This window comes from Prauserella marina, assembly GCF_002240355.1.
GTDB classification, from domain to species: domain Bacteria; phylum Actinomycetota; class Actinomycetes; order Mycobacteriales; family Pseudonocardiaceae; genus Prauserella_A; species Prauserella_A marina.
Map to the genome: position 1 here is coordinate 490,700 of NZ_CP016353.1, position 23,051 is coordinate 513,750.

Annotated in this window: 22 protein-coding genes; 16 read left to right on the forward strand and 6 right to left on the reverse strand. The window is 67.3% G+C overall.

Annotation, left to right across the window (positions count from 1 at the left end; translation table 11 throughout):
* The first annotated feature begins 14 nt into the window (after window positions 1-14).
* On the forward strand, window positions 15-1,178 hold the full coding sequence (locus BAY61_RS02090) for a MinD/ParA family ATP-binding protein (RefSeq protein ID WP_091801823.1): 1,164 nt from the start codon (window positions 15-17) through the stop codon (window positions 1,176-1,178).
* Between the two features lie 24 nt (window positions 1,179-1,202).
* Here the strand turns inward: BAY61_RS02090 and BAY61_RS02095 are convergent, their stop codons facing one another.
* Both BAY61_RS02095 and BAY61_RS02100 read right to left on the reverse strand, forming a co-directional pair.
* Window positions 1,203-1,385, reverse strand: a complete 183-nt coding sequence (locus BAY61_RS02095; protein WP_091801827.1) for a hypothetical protein — start codon at window positions 1,383-1,385, stop codon at window positions 1,203-1,205.
* A 247-nt stretch (window positions 1,386-1,632) separates the two neighbouring features.
* Window positions 1,633-1,842, reverse strand: a complete 210-nt coding sequence (locus tag BAY61_RS02100; protein ID WP_091801829.1) for a BldC family transcriptional regulator — start codon at window positions 1,840-1,842, stop codon at window positions 1,633-1,635.
* Window positions 1,843-2,035: 193 nt separating this feature from the next.
* Here BAY61_RS02100 and BAY61_RS02105 point away from each other — a divergent pair, with 193 nt between their 5' ends.
* Genes BAY61_RS02105 through cds1 form a run of 3 tightly spaced genes read left to right on the forward strand, consistent with a single transcriptional unit; the run spans window position 2,036 to window position 3,927 of the window.
* On the forward strand, window positions 2,036-2,524 hold the full coding sequence (locus tag BAY61_RS02105) for an Lrp/AsnC family transcriptional regulator (protein ID WP_091801830.1): 489 nt from the start codon (window positions 2,036-2,038) through the stop codon (window positions 2,522-2,524).
* Between the two features lie 3 nt (window positions 2,525-2,527).
* Window positions 2,528-2,851, forward strand: coding sequence for a DUF4229 domain-containing protein (locus BAY61_RS02110; RefSeq protein ID WP_091801833.1), 324 nt, complete (start codon window positions 2,528-2,530; stop codon window positions 2,849-2,851).
* Window positions 2,848-3,927, forward strand: coding sequence for an L-cysteine desulfhydrase Cds1 (gene cds1, locus BAY61_RS02115; protein WP_091801835.1), 1,080 nt, complete (start codon window positions 2,848-2,850; stop codon window positions 3,925-3,927). The genes BAY61_RS02110 and cds1 overlap by 4 nt, the downstream gene beginning before the upstream one ends.
* Here cds1 and BAY61_RS02120 read toward each other — a convergent pair.
* The 4 genes from BAY61_RS02120 to BAY61_RS02135 form a co-directional block, all read right to left on the reverse strand.
* On the reverse strand, window positions 3,913-4,785 hold the full coding sequence (locus BAY61_RS02120; protein WP_091801838.1) for a 1,4-dihydroxy-2-naphthoate polyprenyltransferase: 873 nt from the start codon (window positions 4,783-4,785) through the stop codon (window positions 3,913-3,915). The two genes, cds1 and BAY61_RS02120, sit on opposite strands and share 15 nt — an antisense overlap.
* 26 nt (window positions 4,786-4,811) lie before the next feature.
* On the reverse strand, window positions 4,812-5,924 hold the full coding sequence (locus tag BAY61_RS02125; protein WP_211323507.1) for a hypothetical protein: 1,113 nt from the start codon (window positions 5,922-5,924) through the stop codon (window positions 4,812-4,814).
* 74 nt (window positions 5,925-5,998) lie between these two features.
* Entirely contained in the window at window positions 5,999-7,138 is a 1,140-nt protein-coding gene (gene menE / locus BAY61_RS02130) for an o-succinylbenzoate--CoA ligase (RefSeq protein WP_091801842.1), read from the reverse strand.
* Window positions 7,138-8,061, reverse strand: a complete 924-nt coding sequence (locus BAY61_RS02135) for a 1,4-dihydroxy-2-naphthoyl-CoA synthase (protein ID WP_091802522.1) — start codon at window positions 8,059-8,061, stop codon at window positions 7,138-7,140. The genes menE and BAY61_RS02135 overlap by 1 nt, the downstream gene beginning before the upstream one ends.
* A 132-nt stretch (window positions 8,062-8,193) precedes the next feature.
* Here BAY61_RS02135 and menD point away from each other — a divergent pair, with 132 nt between their 5' ends.
* The 12 genes from menD (at window position 8,194) to BAY61_RS02195 (ending at window position 23,037) form a co-directional block, all read left to right on the forward strand.
* A complete protein-coding gene (gene menD, locus BAY61_RS02140) occupies window positions 8,194-9,864 on the forward strand; it encodes a 2-succinyl-5-enolpyruvyl-6-hydroxy-3-cyclohexene-1-carboxylic-acid synthase (protein ID WP_091801845.1) in 1,671 nt (556 codons plus the stop codon).
* Between the two features lie 51 nt (window positions 9,865-9,915).
* On the forward strand, window positions 9,916-11,421 hold the full coding sequence (locus tag BAY61_RS02145) for a M1 family metallopeptidase (protein WP_091801847.1): 1,506 nt from the start codon (window positions 9,916-9,918) through the stop codon (window positions 11,419-11,421).
* A gap of 205 nt (window positions 11,422-11,626) precedes the next feature.
* Window positions 11,627-12,067, forward strand: a complete 441-nt coding sequence (locus tag BAY61_RS02150) for a DUF3592 domain-containing protein (protein WP_091802525.1) — start codon at window positions 11,627-11,629, stop codon at window positions 12,065-12,067.
* A 555-nt stretch (window positions 12,068-12,622) separates the two neighbouring features.
* Window positions 12,623-13,321, forward strand: coding sequence for a demethylmenaquinone methyltransferase (locus BAY61_RS02155; protein ID WP_091802528.1), 699 nt, complete (start codon window positions 12,623-12,625; stop codon window positions 13,319-13,321).
* 39 nt (window positions 13,322-13,360) lie between these two features.
* Window positions 13,361-14,632, forward strand: a complete 1,272-nt coding sequence (locus BAY61_RS02160) for a geranylgeranyl reductase family protein (protein WP_091801850.1) — start codon at window positions 13,361-13,363, stop codon at window positions 14,630-14,632.
* A 782-nt stretch (window positions 14,633-15,414) separates the two neighbouring features.
* On the forward strand, window positions 15,415-15,831 hold the full coding sequence (locus BAY61_RS02165) for an NADH-quinone oxidoreductase subunit A (RefSeq protein WP_091801852.1): 417 nt from the start codon (window positions 15,415-15,417) through the stop codon (window positions 15,829-15,831).
* Between the two features lie 6 nt (window positions 15,832-15,837).
* Window positions 15,838-16,386 carry a NuoB/complex I 20 kDa subunit family protein gene (locus tag BAY61_RS02170; protein ID WP_091801854.1) on the forward strand — a complete coding sequence of 183 codons (549 nt, stop codon included), beginning with the start codon at window positions 15,838-15,840 and terminating at the stop codon, window positions 16,384-16,386.
* Complete coding sequence (locus BAY61_RS02175) at window positions 16,386-17,153, forward strand: NADH-quinone oxidoreductase subunit C (protein WP_091801857.1); 768 nt, start codon at window positions 16,386-16,388, stop codon at window positions 17,151-17,153. Before BAY61_RS02170 ends, BAY61_RS02175 begins: the two co-directional genes overlap by 1 nt.
* A 13-nt stretch (window positions 17,154-17,166) precedes the next feature.
* Window positions 17,167-18,540 (forward strand): NADH-quinone oxidoreductase subunit D, encoded by a 1,374-nt coding sequence (locus tag BAY61_RS02180; protein ID WP_091801859.1) that lies wholly within the window; start codon window positions 17,167-17,169, stop codon window positions 18,538-18,540.
* Complete coding sequence (gene nuoE / locus BAY61_RS02185; protein WP_176879659.1) at window positions 18,537-19,274, forward strand: NADH-quinone oxidoreductase subunit NuoE; 738 nt, start codon at window positions 18,537-18,539, stop codon at window positions 19,272-19,274. The genes BAY61_RS02180 and nuoE overlap by 4 nt, the downstream gene beginning before the upstream one ends.
* Entirely contained in the window at window positions 19,271-20,566 is a 1,296-nt protein-coding gene (nuoF, locus tag BAY61_RS02190; RefSeq protein WP_091801863.1) for an NADH-quinone oxidoreductase subunit NuoF, read from the forward strand. The genes nuoE and nuoF overlap by 4 nt, the downstream gene beginning before the upstream one ends.
* Window positions 20,563-23,037, forward strand: coding sequence for an NADH-quinone oxidoreductase subunit G (locus BAY61_RS02195; RefSeq protein ID WP_091801865.1), 2,475 nt, complete (start codon window positions 20,563-20,565; stop codon window positions 23,035-23,037). The genes nuoF and BAY61_RS02195 overlap by 4 nt, the downstream gene beginning before the upstream one ends.
* Window positions 23,038-23,051: the final 14 nt, after the last annotated feature.

The window sequence follows — 23,051 nt, forward strand, 5'->3', positions numbered from 1 at the left end:
GGAGGACAGACGCGGTGACCGGACCCAGCCAGCCCGAAGGGCACGATCCGCGGCTCTTTTCCGAAGCATCCACGGATTCGACGCCGCACCCCGCCGTGCCGGGCATTCAGCAGCCCCAACCTCATCAACAGCAGTACTTTCCGCAGCGGCACGCGGCCGATCCGAACCTGCCGCCGTTGAACCCGCAGTACGCGCAGGCACAGCAACCTCCGTTGCCGCAGCCCGGCAGGGGACGGCATCCGCTCAGCAACGGTGCGGGTCTTTCCAGCGGGCACTTGGTCAAGCGCATGAAGCGCAGCCCGCAATCGGGCTGGCGCAAGGCGGTTTACCTCGGAACGGGAAAGCTGATCAACCCGGGGGAGAGCCCGGCGGACCGGCGAAGGCGGGAGTTGATCTCGCGGGTCAATCAGCCACTGCGCGGTTGCTACAAGATCGCGATGCTGAGCCTGAAAGGTGGCGTCGGCAAGACCACGACGACCACCACGCTCGGTTCGACGTTCGCTTCTCTGCGTGGTGACCGGGTTGTCGCGGTCGACGCGAACCCCGACAGGGGCACGCTCTCGCAGAAGATCCCCATCGAGACGACGGCGACGGTGCGGCATCTGCTGCGCGACGCCGAGCGCATCACGAGATACAGCGATGTGCGGGCCTACACGTCACAGGGTTCGAGCAGGCTGGAAATCCTTGCCAGCGAGCAGGATCCCGCCGTGTCGGAGGCGTTCTCGGAGCACGACTACCTGCGCGCGGTCAACCTGCTTGAGCACTTCTACAACATCGTGCTGACCGACTGTGGAACCGGTTTGATGCACTCCGCGATGAAGGGGGTACTCGACGTGGCCGACGCGCTGGTGATCGTGTCGTCCGGCTCCGTCGACGGGGCGAGGAGCGCGTCGGCGACGTTGGACTGGCTCGACGCTCACGGCTACGGCGATCTGGTCGCCCGCTCGGTGACGGTGATCAACTCGGTGCGGCCGAGGGCGGGTTCGGTCGATCTCGACAAGCTGGCCGCCCACTTCGCGGCCAGGACGAGGGGAGTCGTGCGCACGCCGTTCGACCCTCACCTCGAAGAGGGCGCCGAGATCGAGCTGGAACGGTTGCAGGACGAGACAAGACTTTCGCTGCTCGAACTCGCCGCGACCGTCGCCGACGGGTTCACTGCCGAGCGGATGATGCGCTGAGCGCGGGCTCCAAGCCCGCTCGACCTAGTTCTTGTCTTCTTCGTCGGGTCGCTTCTGCTGCTCGCCGAGTTTGCGAAGGAAGTCGGGGTCATCGTCGGGAGCCACCGTGCTCTGGCGTGTCGGCACACCGACTCGCTCGGCGCCGAACACTCGCCACAACAAGACGGCGATGGTGAGCGCGCCGATGGCTGCGAGCAAGTAGAGCATGCTCGCTCCTTTCCGCTGCTGCGCGAGTGACAAGAGTACTGCCCCGAGGTTAACCCTTTTGCCGGGTTTGCGGGTAAGGGGTGTCCCCCGACATCCGCGAGGATGCCGAAGAACACCCCTTCCGAACTTGCCTCGTGATGGCGCGAAGACCTACGGAAAGGTCTTGTATTCAGGTGAAACGGTCGGCGGAGCCGCGGTGCCACAGCCGTTCGGGGTAGGGGTCTACCTTGTCGGCTCCGTCGCGATCTCAGATCGTTCTCGGCTCGCCCGCGCTGGTCGTCAGTTCGGCCAACAGGTCGTTGACCTCGGACTCGCGGAACCGGCGGTGCCCGCCAGGGGTCCGAATCGAGCCGATCCTGCCCGCGGTCGCCCAGCGGGTGACCGTCTTGGGATCAACGCGAAACAACGCGGCCACCTCACCTGGTGTCAGTAGCCGTCCTCCCGTGGTCGCGGTCACTTTCCGCCTCCTTCACACATCCAGTGCTATACCGGGAGCGCGGTTGGCTCTTGGGCCGTCGTGCCCGGTCCTCTAACTCCACAATCGTTGCACTTCACCCGCCAGGTACTCGAACGGTTGTCAGAGAGTAAAGAGGTAGTAAGGGACAAAAAGAGCGGTTCGGACATCCGCAGGTGGCAGCTAACCTAGGCCCGTGGATCACGTAGACCGCAAGATCATCGCCGAACTCCGCACCAACGGCAGGGCCTCGTACGCCGAGCTCGGCAGAACCGTCGGTCTTTCGGCGTCCTCCGTGCACGAGCGAGTCGGAAAGCTGGAGGCCGCGGGCGTGATCACCGGCTACCACGCCGTCGTCGACGCGAGAGCCGTCGGACTCGGCGTCACCGCGCTCGTCGGCATCCAGCCCACCGACACCGCTTCCGACGACGACGTCGCCGTCGCGCTCGGCGAACTCGACGAGGTCGAGAGCTGCTACGCCGTCGCGGGTGACGAGGCGTTCGTCGTGAAGGTCAGGGTCGGGACCGTCGACGATCTCGAACTCGCGCTCGGCAGGCTGCGCCGCATCGACGGGGTCGCCCGCACGCACACCACGGTCGTGCTCTCCACCCGGTTCGAAGGCAGGCCGAACAACACGAGCCTCGGCCGCCCTGCTGGTGACGCGCGCGGCGGCGTAGCCTCGTAGAGCGTGAGCGAACGACCAACCGGACATCTCGGCCGCGACCTGACCCTCTATGTGGTGGCGCGGTTCGCACTGGTCGCGGTCATCGCGGCCATCCTCGTTGCCCTCGGCGTGCCGCTGCTCGTCGCGCTGGCCGTCGGGCTGGTCGGCGGGCTCCCGCTCGGCCTGCTGTTCTTGCGGGGACTCAACGCGAAGGTCACGGCAGGACTCGCGGCCCGCAACGAGAAGAGGGCCCGTGAGCGGGCGAGCCTGCGTGCCCAGCTTCGCGGCGACGAAGCCGAAGGGGCCGACGAAGCCGACGAAGCCGATCACGAAGTGAGCAAGGAATGACGGTCGCCGACCCGGTGTGGGTCAGGGAGGCCGTCCGGATCATCGAGGCCGACGCCAACCGCAGCGCCGACACCCATCTGCTCGTCTTCCCGCTGCCGCCGGAGTGGGGTATCGATCTTTACCTCAAGGACGAGTCGGTGCACCCCACCGGCTCGCTCAAGCACCGGCTCGCGCGGTCGTTGCTGCTGTACGGCCTTGTCAACGGTCAGATCGGCAGCGAGACGGTGCTCATCGAGGCATCGAGCGGTTCGACGGCGGTCTCCGAGGCGTACTTCGCCAGGATGCTCGGGCTCAGGTTCATCACCGTGATGCCCCGCAAGACCAGCCAGGAGAAGATCGACCTCATCGAGTTCTACGGCGGCGAATGCCATTTCGTCGACGTTCCGGGCGACATGTACTCGGAGGCTGAGCGGCTCGCGAACGAGTGCGGAGGGCACTACCTCGACCAGTTCACTTTCGCCGAGCGCGCCACCGACTGGCGGGGCAACAACAACATCGCCGAATCGGTCTTCACTCAGCTTCGCGCCGAACGCCACCCGGTGCCTTCGTGGATCGTCGTCGGAGCGGGAACGGGAGGCACGAGTGCCACGTTCGGCCGCTACGTGCGCTACAAGCGGCATCCGACGAGGATCGCCGTCGCCGACCCGGAGAACTCCGCGTTCTACGGCGCGTGGCGCGACGGCGACCGGAACCACACGACCGGCCTGCCTTCGAGAATCGAGGGCATCGGAAGGCCGAGGGTCGAACCGTCGTTCGTGCCCGAGATCATCGACGAGATGATCAAGGTGCCCGACGCGGGCTCCTACGCCGCGATCCGGTTCCTGCGGGAACGGACGGGACACTGGGCCGGCGGCTCGACCGGCACGAACCTCTGCGGCGCCTTCACGCTCATCTCGCGCATGCTGCGAGCCGGTGAGCGGGGCAGCGTGGTGACGTTGCTGTGCGACGGCGGCGAGCGCTACGCCAACACCTACTACAGCGACGAGTGGATCGGCGCCAACGGATTCGATCTCGCGCCGCACACCGAGGCGTTCGAACGGTTCATCGGTACCGGCGAGTTCTCAGCCGAACGCTAGCGCGCCCCCGGTCAGTACGGCCCAGGCGAGCATCGCCATCCCGGTTCCGCCGAGAACGGGGATGAGCGCCCTTCCCGATCCGCCGCCCGCGATCGTCCTGACGGGCACGAGCAACAGCGGGGCGGTGAGCAGCCCGATGAACGCGAGCGGATGCGCGACACCGATGGCGACGGTGACGGCGAACGGCACCGCGACGAGAAAAAGGTAAAGGCGCCTTGTACCGGCGTCGCCGAGTTTCACGGCCAGGGTTCGTTTTCCGGTTTCCCTGTCGGTGGGGATGTCCCTGAGGTTGTTCGCCACGAGCACGCCGGTGCTCAGCGAACCGACGGCCACCGCGCAGCCGAGCGCCTCAAGGCTGATCTTTCCCGCCTGCACGTACACCGTGCCAAGTACGGCTGCCAGTCCGAAGAAGACGAAGACGGCGACCTCGCCGAGTCCCGCGTAGCCGTAGGGACGGCGTCCTCCCGTGTAGAACCAGGCGCCCGCGATGCAGGCCGCGCCAAGCAGCAGCAGCCACCAGGTTCCGGTCGCCGCGACGAGCACGAGCCCGAGGACACCCGCGACGCCGAGCGAGGCGAGCGCGGCCGCGAGCACCGTTTTTGGCCGTGCCACACCGGAGCCGACGAGCCGCAGCGGGCCGACGCGCTGTTCGTCGGTACCGCGGATCCCGTCGGAGTAGTCGTTGGCGAAGTTGACCCCGATGATCAGGGAAAGCGCGACGAGCAACGCGAGCAGCGACTGCCACCACGAGAACTCGCCGAGTTGAGCCGTCGCCCCCATACCGGCGAGCACGGGGGCGACGGCGTTGGGCAGCGTCCTCGGACGTGCCCCCTCGATCCATTCCGCAACGGTGGCCATGCCGTCATTCTTTCGCTACCCGATCATCAGCAGGATCCTGGGCTGACCCCGGGTTTGACGAAAGCGGCACTCACGTACATACCGGGCGCGAGGCGGTACCAGCGGTCGGTGGTTCCCTGGCTGCCCGACACCCGCTGACCTGTCACCGCGCACTCGATCCGCACCTGCGCGTACCTCGCCGCGTAGCCCGTCTTGCCACCGGAAAGCGCGGGGCCGGAGCGGACGTTGACCGCGAAGCCGCTCGTCTCGACGGTGCCCCACGGGCCGCCGGAGGTCCACTGGTAGGTGACGTCGACCCACGCGTTCGTCGGCAGTTGCAGACCGTCCCAGAACGTCCCGTCGGCGAGGTCGATTCCGGCGGGGTTGAGCACCTTCCTGCCGAACTGGTCCTTGCCGTCGTTGAACCCGTCCTGGTAGGCGGCCTGTGCTTGCGGCTTGCCCTGCGGGAGGCTCCTCCACTGCTCCCTGTCGGAGTTCCAGTAGTCGTCCTTGGTGTTCCACGGGCCGACGTCCCATACGGGAGCCCATTCGCAGCGGGCGCCGTCCGACGTGCACACCTTGACCGTGTAGTTGCCGCTGCCCTTCCCCGCGAGGCCCTTGCGCGATGGCAGCGCGACGAAATGGTCCCGCTCGGTGATCACGTGCCCGTTGGCCGTCGTCCCGCCGACAAGGCCCTCCCTCGTCGCGAAGACCCGGTATGTCGTCGGAGCACTGAGCCTCGCCTCCGGCCTCGGCTCCTCCCACGCCGTCATGTCCACGGCGGCGAGTTCGTCCGGTGCGGACACGACGAGCCGGGTTTGCACCGTCCGCGTCGATTCGGGGAGCACGGCCGGTGCGTCGACAGGCACCGGAATCCATTCGGACCAGGTGCCGTCGGCCCGTTGCCCTCGAACGTCGACCGAACCACCGCTCGCCTCTTTCGCGGTGACCATGTTGACCTCGGCGCCGAGTTCTTCGGCAGCGAACTCGTGCACGGCGACCCGCTGAGCGCTCGTCGTGCCGAACGTGAGGTCGCGGCCGTCGGGGGCAGGCAACGTCCAGGACACCGTTTCCGACGCGCGAACCGGTTCCGAAAGCAGGGTCATTGCCAGTGCCGCGACCGCGCTCAATGCCAGTGACCTGCGTCTTCGCTGTTTCATGCGGTCAGCCAACGCGGCTTTGGCGATAAGTCAACGAGCCCGCGCGCAGTGTCGCGGGACGCCAGTCGGCCGAGCTACCCCAGCAGGGTGGTCCTCACCCCGGACCGGTCGATCTTGCCCGGACCGATGAGCGGAAGCCTCGCGACGAACCGCACCCGCTTCGGCACGTGTGCCGCTCCCAGTTCGGCTCGCACCGCGGCGAGCAGGTCGGCGACCGGCGGCGCCTCGCCATCCGGTACGACGGCCGCGGCGACGAGCTGCCCCCACTCCGCATCGGGGAGGCCGACGACGCAGACGGAGCGAACCCCGGGCTGACGGGAGAGCACCCGCTCGACCGCGCCCGCCGGGACCTTGACCCCACCGGTGTTGATCACGTCGTCGACCCTGCCGAGCACGCTGAGCCTGCCATCGGCGTCGAGCGCGCCGAGGTCACTCGTAAGGAACCAGCCCGAGGAGAACGCGGCAGCCGTGAGATCGGGCCGCAGCCGGTAGCCGTGCGTCAGCACCGGCCCCGCGATCTCGATGCGATCGCCCTCGCCGAGCCTGACCCGCACGCCGTCGAGCGGACGGCCGTCGTAAACGCAGCCACTCGCGGTCTCACTCATGCCGTAGGCGGGCACCACCCGTACGCCCGCTTGCTCCGCGCGGGACCTGAGCCGGTCGTCGAGCGCGGCACCACCGAGTACGACGGCGGAGAACCCCGCCAGCTCGCTGTTTCCGGCGTCGAGCAGTCTGCCCAACTGGGTCGGAACCAGAGCCGTGTAGTGCGGGCCCGTCTCCGCGAGCAGCGAGCGCGCGGCAACGGCGAACGCGCCGGGATCGAATCCCGCCGACATGTCCAGCACGGTCGGTGCCGTCCCCGCCTGGTGCGCGCGCACCAGCACCTGTAGCCCGCCGATGTAGTTGGCAGGAGTGGCGAGCAGCCACCTGCCCTCGCCGCCGAGCCGGTCGTGTGTGGCCATCGCCGAGGCAAGCAACGCCGACGCCGACAGCAGCACCCCTTTCGGGCCGCCCGTCGAACCCGACGTCGGCATGATCACCGCGGTACCCGGCTCGACCGGCTGCTCGGCAGCCATCGCGGCGAGCACGTCACCCGCGGCCGGGTTGCGCTGGTCGAGCGGCAACACCGCGGGTCCGCCGTCGAGCGCGGTCAGCACGGCGTCTCGCAGCTCGGCGACGCGCTCAGGTGAGCCGTCGGTCCAGACGACCCGCATCAGTAGTAGTAGGGATGGGCCGACCAGTCGGGATCGCGCTTCTCAAGGAACGCGTCCCTGCCCTCGACGGCCTCGTCCTGCAAGTAGGCCAGCCGGGTCGTCTCGCCCGCGAAGACCTGCTGACCGACGAGCCCGTCGTCGATCAGGTTGAACGCGTACTTCAGCATGCGCTGTGCCGTCGGCGACTTGCCGAGCACGCCGAAAGCCCACTCCAGTGCCTCCGCCTCAAGCGACTCGTGCGCGACGGCGGCGTTGACCGCACCCATCGCCTGTGCCTGCTCGGCGGTGTAGGACTTGCCGAGGAAGAAGATCTCCCTCGCGAACTTCTGGCCGACCTGCCTTGCCAGATACGCCGAACCGAACCCGCCGTCGAACGAACCCACGTCGGCGTCGGTCTGCTTGAACATCGCGTGCTCCGCCGAAGCCAGCGTGAGATCACACACCACGTGCAGCGAATGCCCTCCACCGGCCGCCCAGCCAGGCACGACCGCGATCACGACCTTGGGCATGAAGCGGATCAACCGCTGTACCTCCAGGATGTGCAGCCTGCCCGCCCTCGCCGGATCGACAGTGTCGGACGTCTCGCCGCTCGCGTACTGATACCCGGTCCGGCCACGAATACGCTGGTCACCACCGGAACAAAACGCCCATCCGCCGTCTTTCGGCGAGGGGCCGTTTCCGGTGAGCAGGACGCAGCCGACATCAGGGCTCATCCTGGCGTGGTCCAAGGCGCGGTACAGCTCGTCGACCGTGTGCGGGCGGAAGGCGTTGCGCACCTCGGGCCGATCGAAAGCCACCCGCACGACGCGTTTTCCCGACCGGGTTCGCGTGGAACGGTGGTAGGTGATGTCGGTGAAGTCGAATCCTTCGACCTCGGTCCACTCGGCGGGGTCGAACAGTTCCGATACCTGGGCGTCATGCACGCTTGGGAGAATATGCGGTGCGCGGGTGGCAATGAAGGCCGCCGGTGACATGGCCCGCGGTGGTGAGTCGATGAAGGCGTACGGGAACTGCCGACGGAAAGGAACGCACGTGAGCGCTCAGAGGACTTCCAGGTGAATCCCTCCACCGCGCAGGCACGGGTCATCGTCGACGAACTCGTGCGCAACACCGTCTCCCACGTCGTGCTCAGCCCAGGCTCACGTAACGCCCCGCTCTCGCTCGCGCTCTACGACGCCGCCGCGGCAGGCAAGCTGAGCCTGCACGTCCGCGTCGACGAACGGGGCGCCGCCTTCCTCGCGCTCGGTATCGCCGCGCGCACCGGAAGGCCCGTCGCCGTCGTGTGCACCTCGGGTACCGCCGCGGCCAACTTTCACCCGGCCGTGCTCGAAGCCGACCGTGCCGGAGTGCCGTTGATCGTGCTGACCGCCGACCGGCCGCCCGAACTGAGGGCAGCCGGTGCCAACCAGGTCATCGACCAGCAGAACCTCTACGGCAATGCCGTTCGCTACTTCGACGAGCTCGCGGTCGCCGAGCGCAGGGCCGGCCAGAACGCGTACTGGCGCAGCCAGATTTGCAGGGCGTGGAACGCCGCGTACGGCGAGTGGCGGTGTGGCCCCGTCCACCTGAACATTCCCTTTCGCGAACCCCTGGTGCCCGACGGGGAGGAACGCTGGTTCGAATCCCTCGACGGAAGGCCCCGTGGCGCGAGGTGGACCGAGCTGCCCGACTTCGGCGCGCTCCCTTCGTTCGTCGTGCCCTCGGCTCGCCACGGACTCGTCATCGCCTGCGACGCCGGCGTGCGGGCGGCCAGCGAATGGGCCGAACAGCACAACTGGCCCGTCGTCTCGGAAACGGGAGGACTCGGTCTTGGCGGATCGACCGCGATCGCCGGAGGAGCCTGGCTGCTGGCCGTCGAGGAATTCCTCGCGGAACACACCCCCGAACAGGTCCTGTGCATCGGAAGGCCGACCGTGTTCAGGCAGGTGCAGCGGCTGCTGTCGGATCCAGCCGTCGAGGTGTTGCTCGTGCGGCCCGACTCGGACTGGCCCGCACCGGCGCACAACGTGCGGCAGGTCGGCCAGTGGTTCGACGAACCGGCGAAGCCTGCCGACCCGGAATGGCTCGCGAGCTGGCGCAGAGCCGATGCCGCCGCGACGGAGGCCGTCAGGGCCACCTTGGCGGAGGAACCGTGGCCAAGCGGGCTGCGGGTAGCCGGCGAACTGGTGCGCGAACTACCGGATGATTCGCTGCTCGTCGTCGGTTCCTCGAACCCGGCCCGCGACGTCGCGCTCGCCGGAGGGCTGCGGCCGGACGTGCTCGTCCACCGCAACAGGGGAGTCGCGGGCATCGACGGCACCGTCTCCACCGCGATCGGCGCCGCCACCGTGCACAGGGGGCCCTCCTACGCGCTGCTCGGCGACCTGACCTTCCTGCACGACATCAACGGCCTGCTCACCGGGCCGGCCGAGCTGCGGCCCGACCTCACCATCGTCGTCGTCAATGACGACGGGGGCGGCATCTTCTCGCTGCTCGAACAGGGCGCGCCCGAGCACAGCGCCAGTTTCGAACGGGTATTCGGCACCCCGCACGGCGCCGACCTTTCCGCGCTCTGCGCCGGATACCGCGTGCCGCACACCCTCGCCGAAACCCTCACCGAGTTCAGGGCCGCGCTGCGGCCCCGGCCGGGACTGCGGGTCGTCGAGGTCAAGGTCGACCGGTCACGGCACCGCGACCTGCACGCGAGGCTGCGCTCCGCCGTCGCCGAGGCCGTCACCGGCGAATAGCCTCCTTTCAGCCGTGTCGGGCATGGAGAAAGCTCGCTACGTTGATCGGCCATGCGGCTTCACACCCGCGCCGGATACGGCGCCGTCGCGACGGGTCTCGCGACCGTTCTGCTGGCAACCTCCGCGAGCGCGGCCAACGGGCCAGGCGCTCCCGGTGCCGGCGATCCGTACTACCCGGGAGCGGGCAACGGCGGTTACGACGTTGCCCACTACGACATCCGCCTCACCTACCACCCCGAAACCGACCGGCTCGCGGGTACGACGACCATCCTCGCGACGACGACACAGGAGCTGACGCGCTTCAACCTCGACTTCGGGCTGAACGTCGAATCCGTTCGCGTCAACAACGCGCCCGCCAGGTTCGAGAAGGACGACGCCGACGTCAGCGAACTCGTCGTCACCCCGCGCCAACCGTTGCGGAAGAACCAGTTCGTCACCGTCGTCGTCAAGTACGCCGACACGCCTTCCGAGGTGAGTATCGACGGCTTCACGGCGTGGAAGAAGACACCGACCGGCGCGCTCGCCGTCGATCAGCCGAGCATCGCCGAATGGTGGTTCCCCTCCAACGATCACCCCACCGACAAGGCGACCTACGACGTGTCCGTCGAGGTACCCGACGACGTTTCCGCGCTGTCCAACGGAACTCTCGTGCGCAAGACCCAACAGCGACAGGGCTGGACGCGATGGAACTGGCGAAGCACCGAGCCACAGGCCACCTATCTCGCGTTCCTCGCGGTGGGCGACTTCGAGGTGCTTGAGTCGACCACCCCGTCCGGGCAGCCGTTCATCACCGCGTACGACCCTTCGCTCGGCGCGAGCCTTCCCGCCGCGAAGGCGAGCATCGAACGGTCGCCGGAGATGGTCGAATTCCTCGAAGGGTTCTTCGGTCCCTACCCGTTCGAAGCGCAGGGCGGGATCGCGACGAACGGGCTCGGCTTCGCGCTGGAGAACCAGACGAGGTCGGTCTACGACGGGGCGTTCTTCCGGTCCGGCACCAACATGTCCGTCGTCGCGCACGAGAACGCACACCAGTGGTTCGGTGATTCGGTCGCGCTCGGCGCGTGGAGCGATATCTGGCTCAACGAGGGCTTCGCCAGCTACTCCGAGTACCTGTGGTCGGAATACGCGGGCGAGGGCACAGCCGACGAACTCGCCCAATACATCTACGACTCGTTCCCGGCCGACGACGAGTTCTGGCAGGTCCTTCCCGGCGATCCCGGCGCGGACAACCAGTTCCACGCGGCCGTCTACGACAGGGGTGCGCTCGCCGTGCACGCCCTGCGCAAGGCCGTCGGCGACGAGACTTTCTTCACCATCCTGCGCACCTGGCTTGAGGAGAAGAAGGACGGCCACGGCACGATCCCCGAGTTCATCGCGCTGGCGGAGAAACTGTCGGGGCAGCAGCTCGACGACGTCTTCGAAACGTGGTTGTTCACGGCTGGCAAACCCTTGGAGGGACCCAACGGCGCGGTGACCGCACGTAGTGGTCCGGTGGAACAACCCGAGTCGTACCCGATGATCCGGCACACGCACGAACTGCTCGCGGCCGGGCACTGACGGGCATTGCCGCTCTGTCTTCCCGGGGCAGAGCGGCAATGCGGTAATGCGGACACGGGGCGAACGACGCTCCCGTTATGCTCGGGCGAGCCCACCTGAGCAGCGGAAGTGAGCAGTGACCAAGTCAAGCCCCGGCGAACCGGTTGCGCAGCCCGTCGAGCGTGCGCGGCCTGCTGAGGCTCGCGGGAACAACAGGGCCTCGCGCATCGGTTTCGGTGCGATTCTCGCCGTCGCGGTGGTCATCACGTTGCTCGGTGTGACGCTCGTGTTCGCGGCGTTGCGTAACGACCAGGCCATTTCGGCGCATCTCGGCACCGCCAACGCACAGGTCGACCAGGTGTTGTTCGACAGGACGATCATCAGGTTCGAGACGCCCGACGGTGTCGCGCACAGTCCGGAGAACGGCGTGCTCTATCCGGGTGGGCTGAGCGCGGGCCAGCTCATCAGGATCGAGTACGACACCACGGATCCAGAGCTGGCGAAGGTCGCGGGCCGGACCTGGTTGCTGACCTTGTTGCCGGTCGGCAGCACGGTGCTCATCATGTGGCTCATCGCGGGCCCGTTGCTGTGGTGGTTGCGGAGCAAGCTGCGTGCCGAGCGCCGAGCGTCGCCCGTGGCGGCGGAAGCCGAAGCCCCGACCCCCTGACCGACCCTCGCCGTGAGCGCGAGTCCCCCGTCCAGGCCGCCGAGATCCGCACTCAGGTCGGCGAGTTCCGCACTCGGGTCGGCGAGTTCCGCACTCAGGCCAGTGAGATCCGCGTTCGCGGTGTTCACGGTGGCAGATGCCCACTGCCGTCGATCGCTGACGCGCAGCCGCCCACCCACTGCCGACGCTCACCCACCACCGCCGACCCAGTGCCGCCGACCCAGTGCCGCCGAGGGTGATGGCCGCCCAGCCAACTCACACCCACCAAACCCAAGCCCACCGGACCCACAATCCACTGTGGACCCGAAGCCCCTGCTGCCCACAGACACAGCCCACACAGACACAGCCGACACCAGACACGAGCGGCACGGTAGTCACCATGTCGCTGCCAGTGACAATCCCGACACGGCAAAGCAGATGTCGACCCGCCGTGATCGCCGTCCGGGGCCGTGACCTGGTGGAGCCCTTCCCCGAGCAACCCCGGACGCGCGACCACGACCGTTGTCGCCGCACCGCGTGGGCGCGGTGTGGACCTGTCGCATCTACACTTCCGACATGTCCCGAGCGAGCCTGGATAAGGATCCTCGCGAGGTCGCTGCCATGTTCGACGGAGTCGCGGCGGGCTACGACCGCGCGAACTCGGTGATGACCTTCGGTTTCGACCGCCGTTGGCGCATCATCACGGCGAGGGTGCTCGACGCTCGTGAGGGAGAGAAGGTGCTCGACCTCGCGGCGGGCACCGGAGTCTCCACGAAGGAATACGCCCGCAACGGCGCCTGGTGCGTCGCGGCCGATTTCTCACTTGGCATGTTGAAGAGCGGGCTCGACCGCGGGGTGCCGATGGTCGCTGCCGACGCGTTGCGGTTGCCCTTTGCCGACAACAGTTTCGACGCGGCGACGATCTCTTTCGGCATCCGCAACTTCGTGGACACGAAGGCCGCTCTCGTCGAGATCGCCAGGGTGGTCAGGCCAGGTGGCCGGCTTGTGGTGTGCGAGGTGTCGACGCCGACGTTCCCGCCGATCAGGTTCCTTTACCGCAAGGTCGTGCTGCGGGCCATGACCTGGCTCGGCCGCAGGGCTTCGTCCAACCCCGAGGCATACGGGTACCTGGCTGAGTCCATGCTCACCTGGCCCGATCAGCGCGGGCTCGGCGAGATCATCGCCGCCGCGGGCTGGACCAGCGTCGAGTGGATGAACCTCACGTTCGGTGTCGTCGCCATCCACAGGGCGAGGAAACCCGAAGCGACCGACTGAGCCGCATGGCCGCGCACTCCCTTCCGTAGACTCGCGGACATGACTCAGGATGCCGAGGTCATCGTCGTTGGCGCAGGCCCAGCAGGTTCGACGGCCGCGACGTACCTCGCCCGTGCGGGCGTCGACGTTCTGTTGCTGGAGAAGAGCACGTTCCCTCGCGACAAGGTGTGCGGTGACGGACTGACCCCACGCGGCGTCAAGCAGCTCATCGATCTCGGCATCGACACGAGTGAGTCCGACGGCTGGATGCACAGCAGGGGACTTCGGATTCTCACCGGCGAGCTGACCCTCGAACTGGACTGGCCGGACCTCACCAGCTACCCGCCCTATGGGGTGGCCAGAACCAGGCACGACTTCGACGACGTGCTGGCGAAAGCCGCCGTCAAGTCCGGTGCAAGGATGCTCGAACGCACAACGGTCACCGGCGCCATCACCGATGAGCGAACGGGAAGGGTCGTCGGCGTCACCGGCAAGTCGGGGGAAGACCGCCGTCCCGTCAGTTTCCGCGCTCCGCTGGTGCTCGCGTGTGACGGTGTTTCCGCGCGGCTGGCCCTCTCGATCGGCATCGAGAAGAACGAGAAGCGACCGCTCGGCGTCGCGGTGCGGCGCTATTACCGCAGTCCCCGGCACGACGAGCGCTACATCGAGGGCCACCTCGAACTCTGGGACAGGGCGGATCCGAGGAATCCGAAGCTGCTTCCCGGCTATGGCTGGGCTTTCCCACTGGGTGACGGGACCGTCAACGTTGGGCTGGGAATGCTGTCGACGTCGTCGTCCTTCCGCAGCATCGACTACCGTGCCCTGCTGCGGTCGTGGCTCGACTCCACCCCCGAGGAATGGGGCTACCGCGAGGAGAACGCGGTCGGCAAGATCGGCGGCGCCGGCTTGCCGATGGGCTTCAACCGGACTCCCCATTACCGCGATGGCCTGCTGTTGCTCGGTGACGCGGGAGGCATGGTCAGCCCGTTCAACGGCGAGGGCATTTCGGCGGCCATGGAATCCGCTCAACTCGCCGCCGAACACGTGTTGCAGGCGTTGGCACGGCCAGAAGGGCCGTCGAGGGAACGGGCGCTCAACGGCTACCCTCGCGCACTCGCCGACCTGATGGGCGGCTACTACCGGCTCGGCAACATCTTCGCGAAAGCCATCGGCAAGCCGAAGGTCATGCGCGCGGCGACGAAGTACGGACTCAGGGTCAATGCCCTGATTCCTCTTGTCTACAAGGGGCTTTCCGGCTGCTACGACGCCAAGGGCGGCGACGGGGTCGACCGGGTCATCTCACTGCTCGCCAAGGCCGCGCCCAGCGCTTGACGGCACCGCAGCGCTCGAAGGACAGGTGCCACGTCGCGGACGGGGTCGTCGTGGTGCCGTGACACCGAGGCCGTGGTGCCTATGGTGCTGGATGCCAAGGTGCCGTGGTGCGCGGACGCTCTGGTGCCAAAGGTGCCGTGACGCCGCGGTGTCCAGGCGCTCCGGAGCCCGAGGTGCCGGATGCCGTGGCACCAAAGGTGCCGTGGTGCCGGATGCGGCCAGGGCATGTTTCGGGAGCTCGCCGCTGCGGCGCCTGCTTCGCCAACCCGAATGCGCGCCTCGATGTCCTGAACGCGGATCTCGCCGTCCCGGGTGCGGATCTCGGCGTCCGGAGCGGGGGACTCGCGCGGCTCACGCCCGGTTCACACCCTGGTTGGGCACCTTTTCCGAGGTGGGAAAGCTCACAGTACGCACGTACTTTGATGACGGCGCCTCGCGGCCGATGTCCCTTTCGTGCAGGTCTATGGCCTGCGACCACGGCAAGTCACCCGTTCGTGGCGAACAGGTTAGGTAAGCCTTATACCACGGGGGCTAGCGACAACGGCGTGACTCGCGTCCTACACTGCCCCCATGCTTTGTGAACCGGTTCACAACTTCATACCGAAGCTTGTGAACTATTTCACAAGCTGTGTGAAGTGGGCGGGCTACGACAGGGGCGGTTAGTACACCGAGTAAGGGTGCCCTAACGCTCAGAGGTGTGACCTAACTCCCTTAGGGTGCCGCCAAGTAGTCGCACAACACACACGTCCGTAACGCAGCGGCGCGGAAAGGATGGTGCCGCAGTGAACTCCTCAGGAGCCCCGGTGGTACTGGCACAGGAGAGCGTGGGGGCGGGCCTTGGCGTCTACCTCCCGCTTGTGTTGATCTTCGTTCTGGCGCTCGCCTTTGCGACCTTCTCCGTGCTGCTCGGGCCCCTCGTCGGACCGAGCAGGTACAACAAGGCGAAGCTCTCGGCATACGAGTGCGGCATCGAACCGTCACCGCAGCCGCTCGTCGGCGCGGGCAGGATGCCGGTCGCCTACTACGTCACCGCGATGCTGTTCATCTTGTTCGACATCGAGATGGTGTTCCTCTTCCCCTACGCGGTCTCGGCTGACGCGCTCGGCCTGTGGGGGGTCTTCGCGGTCGCCTTGTTCATCGGGACGTTCTTCATTGCCGACGCCTACGTGTGGCGGCGCGGCGGGCTGGATTGGAACTAGAAGATCATGGGTCTCGAAGAGAAGCTCCCCAACGGAATCCTGCTGGCCAAGCTCGAAGGCGTGGTCAACTGGGCGAGGAAGAACTCGCTGTGGCCCGCGACGTTCGGGCTCGCCTGTTGCGCCATCGAGATGATGACGACCGGCGGATCCCGCTACGACATCGCGCGGTTCGGCATGGAGCGGTTCAGCGCGACACCACGCCAGGCTGATCTCATGATCGTCGCGGGCAGGGTCACTCAGAAGATGGCGCCCGTGCTCAGGCAGATCTACGACCAGATGGCCGAGCCGCGCTGGGTGCTCGCGATGGGTGTCTGTGCCTCCTCCGGCGGCATGTTCAACAACTACGCCGTCGTGCAGGGTGTCGACCACATCGTCCCGGTCGACATGTACCTGCCGGGCTGTCCGCCGAGGCCGGAGATGTTGCTCGACGCGATTCTCAAGCTCCACGCCAAGATCCAGGACGAGCCGATGGGTCCGCGCAGGGCGGCCATCCGGGCGGCGAGCGGTGAGCGCACGCCGATGATCCCGTCGTCGATCAAGTACGCGAAGAAGTGATGGGCATGCCTGACGAGAAGCCAGAAACCGGCGGCGAGCAGTCCAGCGCGGAGCGGGCGGAGACCGGCATCGAGCCACGCGGCGCCGAACCCGCGAGGCCGGCGCGGCCGGTCGTCGCGGGCAGCGAGCGCAAGGGCATGTTCGGTGTTTCCGGGTCCGGGGACACCTCCGGTTACGGCGGGCTTCGGCTTCCCGCCTACTCGCCGCCGCCTGCCGAACGTCCCTATGGCGGCTGGTTCGACGACTTCGCTGACGAATTCTTCGCGGCGCTGGCCGACAACGGCGTCCCGGCGGACTCGATTCTCCAGGTCACCGTCGACCGAGGAGAGATCACCTTCTACGTCGCTCGCGAGCACCTCGTCGCCGTGTGCAGGACCCTCCGCGACGACAAGGGCCTTCACTTCGAGCTGTGCGCCTCGGTGTCCGGTGTGGACTACGGGGTCGACGTCCCTCAGCGGCTGCACTCCGTCTATCACCTGGCTTCGATGACCTACCGGAGGCGGATCCGGCTTGAGGTCACCCTCGACGTCGACGACCCGCACGTTCCGTCCATTGTGGATGTCTATCCCACGGCGGACTGGCAAGAGCGGGAAGCCTGGGACATGTTCGGGATCATCTACGACGGTCATCCCGCGCTGACCCGAATTCTGATGCCCGACGACTGGGACGGTCACCCGCAGCGCAAGGACTACCCGCTCGGCGGAATCCCCGTTGAGTACAAGGGCGCGGAGATCCCGCCGCCCGACACGCGAAGGTCGTACTCATGAAGGAGTCTTGCTCATGACAACGAGCGATCGCCTCGCGGACGCGACGACCGGGACGGACACCTCGCCCGAAGGCTCGGCCAGCGCGCAGTACGCGGAGCACAGGGAAACGACGGAAGGCCGGGTCTACACCGTCAGCGGTGGCGACTGGGACGACGTCCTCTCCGATGCCACGCACGACGAGCGCATGGTCATCAACATGGGTCCACAGCACCCTTCGACCCACGGCGTGCTCAGGCTTGTGCTGGAGATGGAGGGTGAGACGGTCACCCAACTCCGGTCGGTCATCGGTTACCTGCACACCGGTATCGAGAAGAACTGCGAGTACCGGACCTGGACTCAGGGCGTCACGTTCGTGACGCGCATGGACTACCTCGCCCCGCTCTCCAACGAGATGGGCTACTGCCTCGCTGTCGAGAAGTTGCTCGGCATCGAGGTTCCGCGCAGGGCACAGCTCCTGCGGGTGTTGTTGCTCGAACTGAACCGCATCGCCTCGCACTTCGTCTACATCGCCACCGGCGGAATGGAACTCGGCGCGACCACCGCGATGACGCTCGGCTTCCGCGAGCGTGAAGAGGTTCTTCACCTGCTCGAACACCTCACCGGGCTCCGTATGAACCACGCGTTCATCAGGCCGGGCGGGCTCGCGCAGGACATGCCGGAGGACTTCCACCAGGCCGTCACCGCGTTCTGCAAGGTGATGGACGAGCGGCTTCCCTTGTACGACAAGCTGTTCACCGGTCAGCCGATCTGGCGCAACCGGCTCAAGGACGTCGGCTACCTCCCCGTCGACGCGTGTCTCGCGCTCGGTATCACCGGTCCGGTACTTCGTTCGGCAGGGCTTCCGTGGGATCTGCGCAAGGTCGAGCCGTACTCGTCCTATGAGGAGTTCGACTTCGACGTTCCGACCTCGACCGACGCCGACTGCTGGGCTCGCTACCTCATCAGGGTCGAGGAGATGCACCAGTCGCTGCGCATCGTGAGGCAGGTGCTGAAGAAGCTCGAACCCGGCCCCGTGATGGTCGAGGACAAGAAGGTCGCCTGGCCCGCTCAGCTCTCGATCTCCAGTGACGGCATGGGCAACTCGCTCGACCACGTCCGCAAGATCATGGGCCAGTCGATGGAATCGCTCATCCATCACTTCAAGCTGGTCACGGAAGGCTTCCACGTCCCACCGGGACAGGTGTACGTGCCCGTCGAATCCCCGAGGGGCGAACTGGGCTTCCACCTCGTCTCCGGCGGTGGGACAAGGCCGTTGCGCGTGCACGTCAGGGAACCGAGTTTCGTGAACCTGCAATCAATGCCGGCGATGTCGGAGGGTGGTCTCGTCGCCGACGTGATCGCCGCGGTCGCCTCGATCGACCCTGTGATGGGGGGAGTGGACCGTTGAGTGCCCAGCAGGAGCCGTTCGACGCCGACATCGTGGCGAAAGCGCGCGAATTGGCGGACCGGTACCCGCAGTCGAGGTCGGCCTTGCTCCCGATGCTGCACCTCGTGCAGTCGGTGCAGGGTTACGTGAGCCAGGAAGGCATCGCCTTCTGCGCGGAGCAGCTCGGCCTTTCCGAGGCCGAGGTGAGCGCGGTGGCCACCTTCTACACGATGTACAAGCGCAAGCCGTGCGGTGAGCACCTTGTGAGTGTGTGCACCAACACCCTGTGTGCCGCGCTCGGCGGCGACGCGATCTACCGCAAGCTCGGTGAACACCTCGGCGAGGACGGAAAGCCGCTCGGTCACGAGGAAACCGCGGGAACGCCCGGCGAACGGGGCTCGGTCACGATCGAGCACGCCGAGTGTCTTGCCGCTTGCGACCTCGCGCCGGTGTTGCAGGTGAACTACGAGTACTACGACAACCAGACGCCGGAGTCGGCCGTCGAACTCGTCGATGCGTTGCGGCGCGGGGAAAAGCCCGCGCCGACCCGGGGCGCGCCGCTTTCCGATTTCAAGTCGGTCGAACGTCAGCTCGCCGGGTTCTTCCCCGAGGAGGAGGACGTGTTCAGGGCTGACGTCGACGGACCTTCCCAGGCCGTGGAGACCCTGCGGGGCGCGCAGTTGGCCGCGGATCGCGGCTGGACGGCTCCCGCCATGGCGGACAACGTCCCCCTGCCGGAACTGGAGGCGAAATGAGCGCGGATCCGGTCACCCCGGTACTCACGAAGCGGTGGTTGTCGCCGCAGTCGTGGCGGCTGTCGACCTACGAGAAGCTGGAGGGCTACACGGCTTTCCGCAAGGCGCTCGCCGGAACGCCCGAGCAGCTGGTGCAGCTCGTCAAGGATTCGGGCCTGCGGGGAAGGGGCGGTGCCGGTTTCCCCGCGGGCGTGAAGTGGTCGTTCATGCCGCCCAACGAGGACAAGCCGCACTACCTGGTGATCAACGCCGATGAGGGCGAGCCGGGGACCTGCAAGGACATCCCGCTGATGATGGCCGATCCGCATTCGCTGATCGAGGGCTGCATCATCGCGGCGTACGCGATGCGTTCCCACCATTGCTTCATCTACGTGCGCGGCGAGGCGCTGCACTGCATCCGCAGGTTGAACGCGGCCGTCAAGGAAGCCTACGAAGCCGGATACCTCGGCAAGAACATCCTCGGCTCCGGTTTCGACCTCGACATGACGATCCACGCCGGTGCGGGTGCCTACATCTGTGGCGAGGAGACGGCACTGCTCGACTCGCTTGAGGGCAGGAGGGGGCAGCCGAGGCTGAAGCCACCGTTCCCCGCGGCGGCGGGGTTGTACGCGGCGCCGACGACGGTGAACAACGTCGAGACCATCGCGAGCGTTCCCTACATCATCAACGGCGGCGCCGACTGGTTCAGGGCGATGGGCAGGGAGAAGTCGCCAGGCCCGAAGATCTTCTCGATCTCGGGGCACGTCGAGCGGCCTGGCCAGTACGAGGCCCCGCTGGGCACGACGCTTCGGGAGTTGCTCGAACTGTGCGGCGGAATGAAGGACGGCATTCCGCTGAAGTTCTGGACTCCCGGCGGTTCCTCGACCCCGTTGTTCACGGCTGAACACCTCGACGTCCCGCTGGACTTCGAGGGCGCTGCCGAGGCCGGTTCGATGCTGGGCACCACTGCCGTGCAGGTCTTCAACGAGACCGTTTCGGTCCCGTGGGCCGTCATGAAGTGGACCCAGTTCTACGAGCACGAGTCGTGTGGCAAGTGCACGCCGTGCAGGGAAGGGACCTACTGGCTGGCCCAGATCCTCGAACGCATGGTCGAGGGAAATGGCACCGAGGAAGACATCGACACCTTGCTCGACGTCTGCGACAACATTCTCGGCCGCTCGTTCTGCGCGCTCGGCGACGGCGCGGTAAGCCCGATCACCAGTGGCATCAAGTATTTCAAGGCCGAGTTCCTCGCGTTGTGTGAGAAGAACAGGGCGGACAAGCCCGAACTTGTGGGAGCGCAGGCATCATGACGATCGCACCCGACAAGGCCACGACCGACCAGCCGGTTCCGGAAGGCCACGTCAAGCTGACCATCGACGGTGAGGAAGTCATCGCCCCCAAGGGCGAGCTGCTGATCCGCACGGCCGAACGGCTGGGGACCGTCGTTCCCCGGTTCTGCGACCACCCGCTGCTCGACCCGGCCGGAGCCTGTCGCCAGTGCCTCGTCGAGGTGGAGATGGGCGGAAGGCCGATGCCGAAGCCGCAGGCTTCGTGCACGATGACGGTCGCGGACGGCATGGTCGTCAAGACTCAGCTCACCTCGCCCGTCGCCGACAAGGCCCAGCAGGGTGTGATGGAGCTGCTGCTCATCAACCACCCGCTCGACTGCCCCATCTGCGACAAGGGCGGCGAGTGTCCACTACAGAACCAGGCGATGGCGCACGGAAGGCCGGAATCCCGTTTCAGGGACACCAAGCGCACCTTCCCGAAGCCGCTGCCGATCTCGACTCAGGTGTTGCTCGACCGCGAGCGCTGCGTGCTGTGCCAGCGCTGCACCCGATTCTCCGCGCAGATCGCGGGCGACCCGTTCATCGACCTGCTCGAACGCGGGGCACACCAGCAGATCGGTACGTCGGAGACGGCGGCGATCGAAAGCGCGTCGCAGACGAGCGCGGGAACGCCGTTCCAGAGCTACTTCTCGGGCAACACGATCCAGATCTGCCCTGTCGGCGCGCTCACCAGCGCGCAGTACCGGTTCCGTTCGAGGCCCTTCGACCTCGTGTCGTCGCCGAGCGTGTGTGAGCACTGCTCTTCGGGCTGCGCCGAGCGCACCGACTTCCGGCGCGGCAAGGTCATGCGCAAGCTCGCGGGCGAGGACCCCGAGGTCAACGAGGAGTGGATCTGCGACAAGGGCCGCTTCGCGTTCCGGTACTCGACGGCGGCCGACCGGATCCGGACGCCGCTCGTGCGCAACGCCGAGACCGGTGAACTCGAAGAGGCTTCCTGGACCGAGGCGCTGCGGGTCGCGGCGGAGGGCCTTGCCAAGGCCAGGGACGCCGCCGGTGTCGGTGTGCTGACCGGTGGACGGTCGACGGTCGAGGACGCCTACGCCTACGCGAAGTTCGCGAGGCTGGCGCTGCGGACCAACGACATCGACGCGAGGGCACGCGCGCATTCCGCTGAGGAGCTGGACTTCCTCGGCGCGAGGGTCGCCGGAACCTCGCCCGACAACGGCGTCACGTTCGCGGCGATCGAGCGGGCGCCGCTCGTGCTGTGTGTCGCGTTCGAACCTGAGGAGGAGGCCCCCGCGGTCTTCCTCAGGCTGCGCAAGGCGGCCCGCGACCACGGAGCCAAAGTCGTCCACATCGGACAGTGGACCTCGCCTGCGGTCACCAAGACCTTCGGTGAACTGCTCGCGTGCGTTCCCGGTGGCGAGGCCACCGCCGTCGACGGCATCGCCTACCACGCACCCGACCTCGACGAGCGGCTGCGTCAGGACGGCGCCGTGTTGCTCGTCGGTGAGCGGGCAGCCGAGGTGCCCGGACTCTTCTCGGCGCTGCACCGGTTGTCGGAACGCACCGGTGCCGCGCTGGCCTGGATCCCGCGCAGGGCAGGCGAAAGGGGAGCGGTCGAGGCAGGTGCCCTGCCGACGCTGTTGCCAGGCGGCCGTCCCGTCCTCGACGCGCAGGCCCGCGCCGAGGTCGAGCGACTGTGGGGCGTCGAAAAGGGTTCGCTGCCGTCGGCACCTGGCAGGGACACCACCGGCATCCTCGACGCGGTCGTCACTCGCGACCTCGACGGCCTGCTCGTCGGCGGTGTCGACCCCGACGATCTGCCCGACCCCGTACTGGCGAGGAAGGCGTTGCGGGCGGCGGAGTTCGTCGTCAGCCTCGAACTGCGGCCCAGCGTGGTCACCGAGCACGCCGACGTCGTGCTTCCCGTCGCGCCCGTCGACGAGAAGTCGGGTTCCTTCCTCAACTGGGAGGGCCGCTCCCGCGAGTTCACGGTGACCCTCGACGGAACCGGGGCGCTGCCCGACTGCCGAGTGCTCGACACGCTCGGCGTCGAGATGGACGTCGACCTGTTCACCCAGACCCCCGCCGCCGCGAGCGGGGACCTCCGCAAACTGCTCGGATATGGGGGAGCCGCGGCCGCGCCCGACGTCCCCGACGGGCATGCCCGCACTCCGGGGCGGGGCGAGGCGGTGCTGGCGACCTGGCGCAGGCTCATCGACGACGGTTCGCTGCTCGTGGACGAACCCGACCTCGCGGGAACGGCCCGCAAGGTCGTGGCGAAGGTGTCGAAGGAGACGGCGGCGACGGTCGGCGACCTGATCACCGTCTCCACCGGCCGAGGATCCATCACGTTGCCCTGCGAGGTCGCCGACCTCCCCGAAGGGGTCGTGTGGTTGCCGGGCAACTCGGATGGCTCGAAGGTTCGCGCCACCCTCGGCGTCGGACACGGTGCCGTGGTGACGATCGCGGCCGGAGGTGCACAGTGACACCGTTGCTCGCG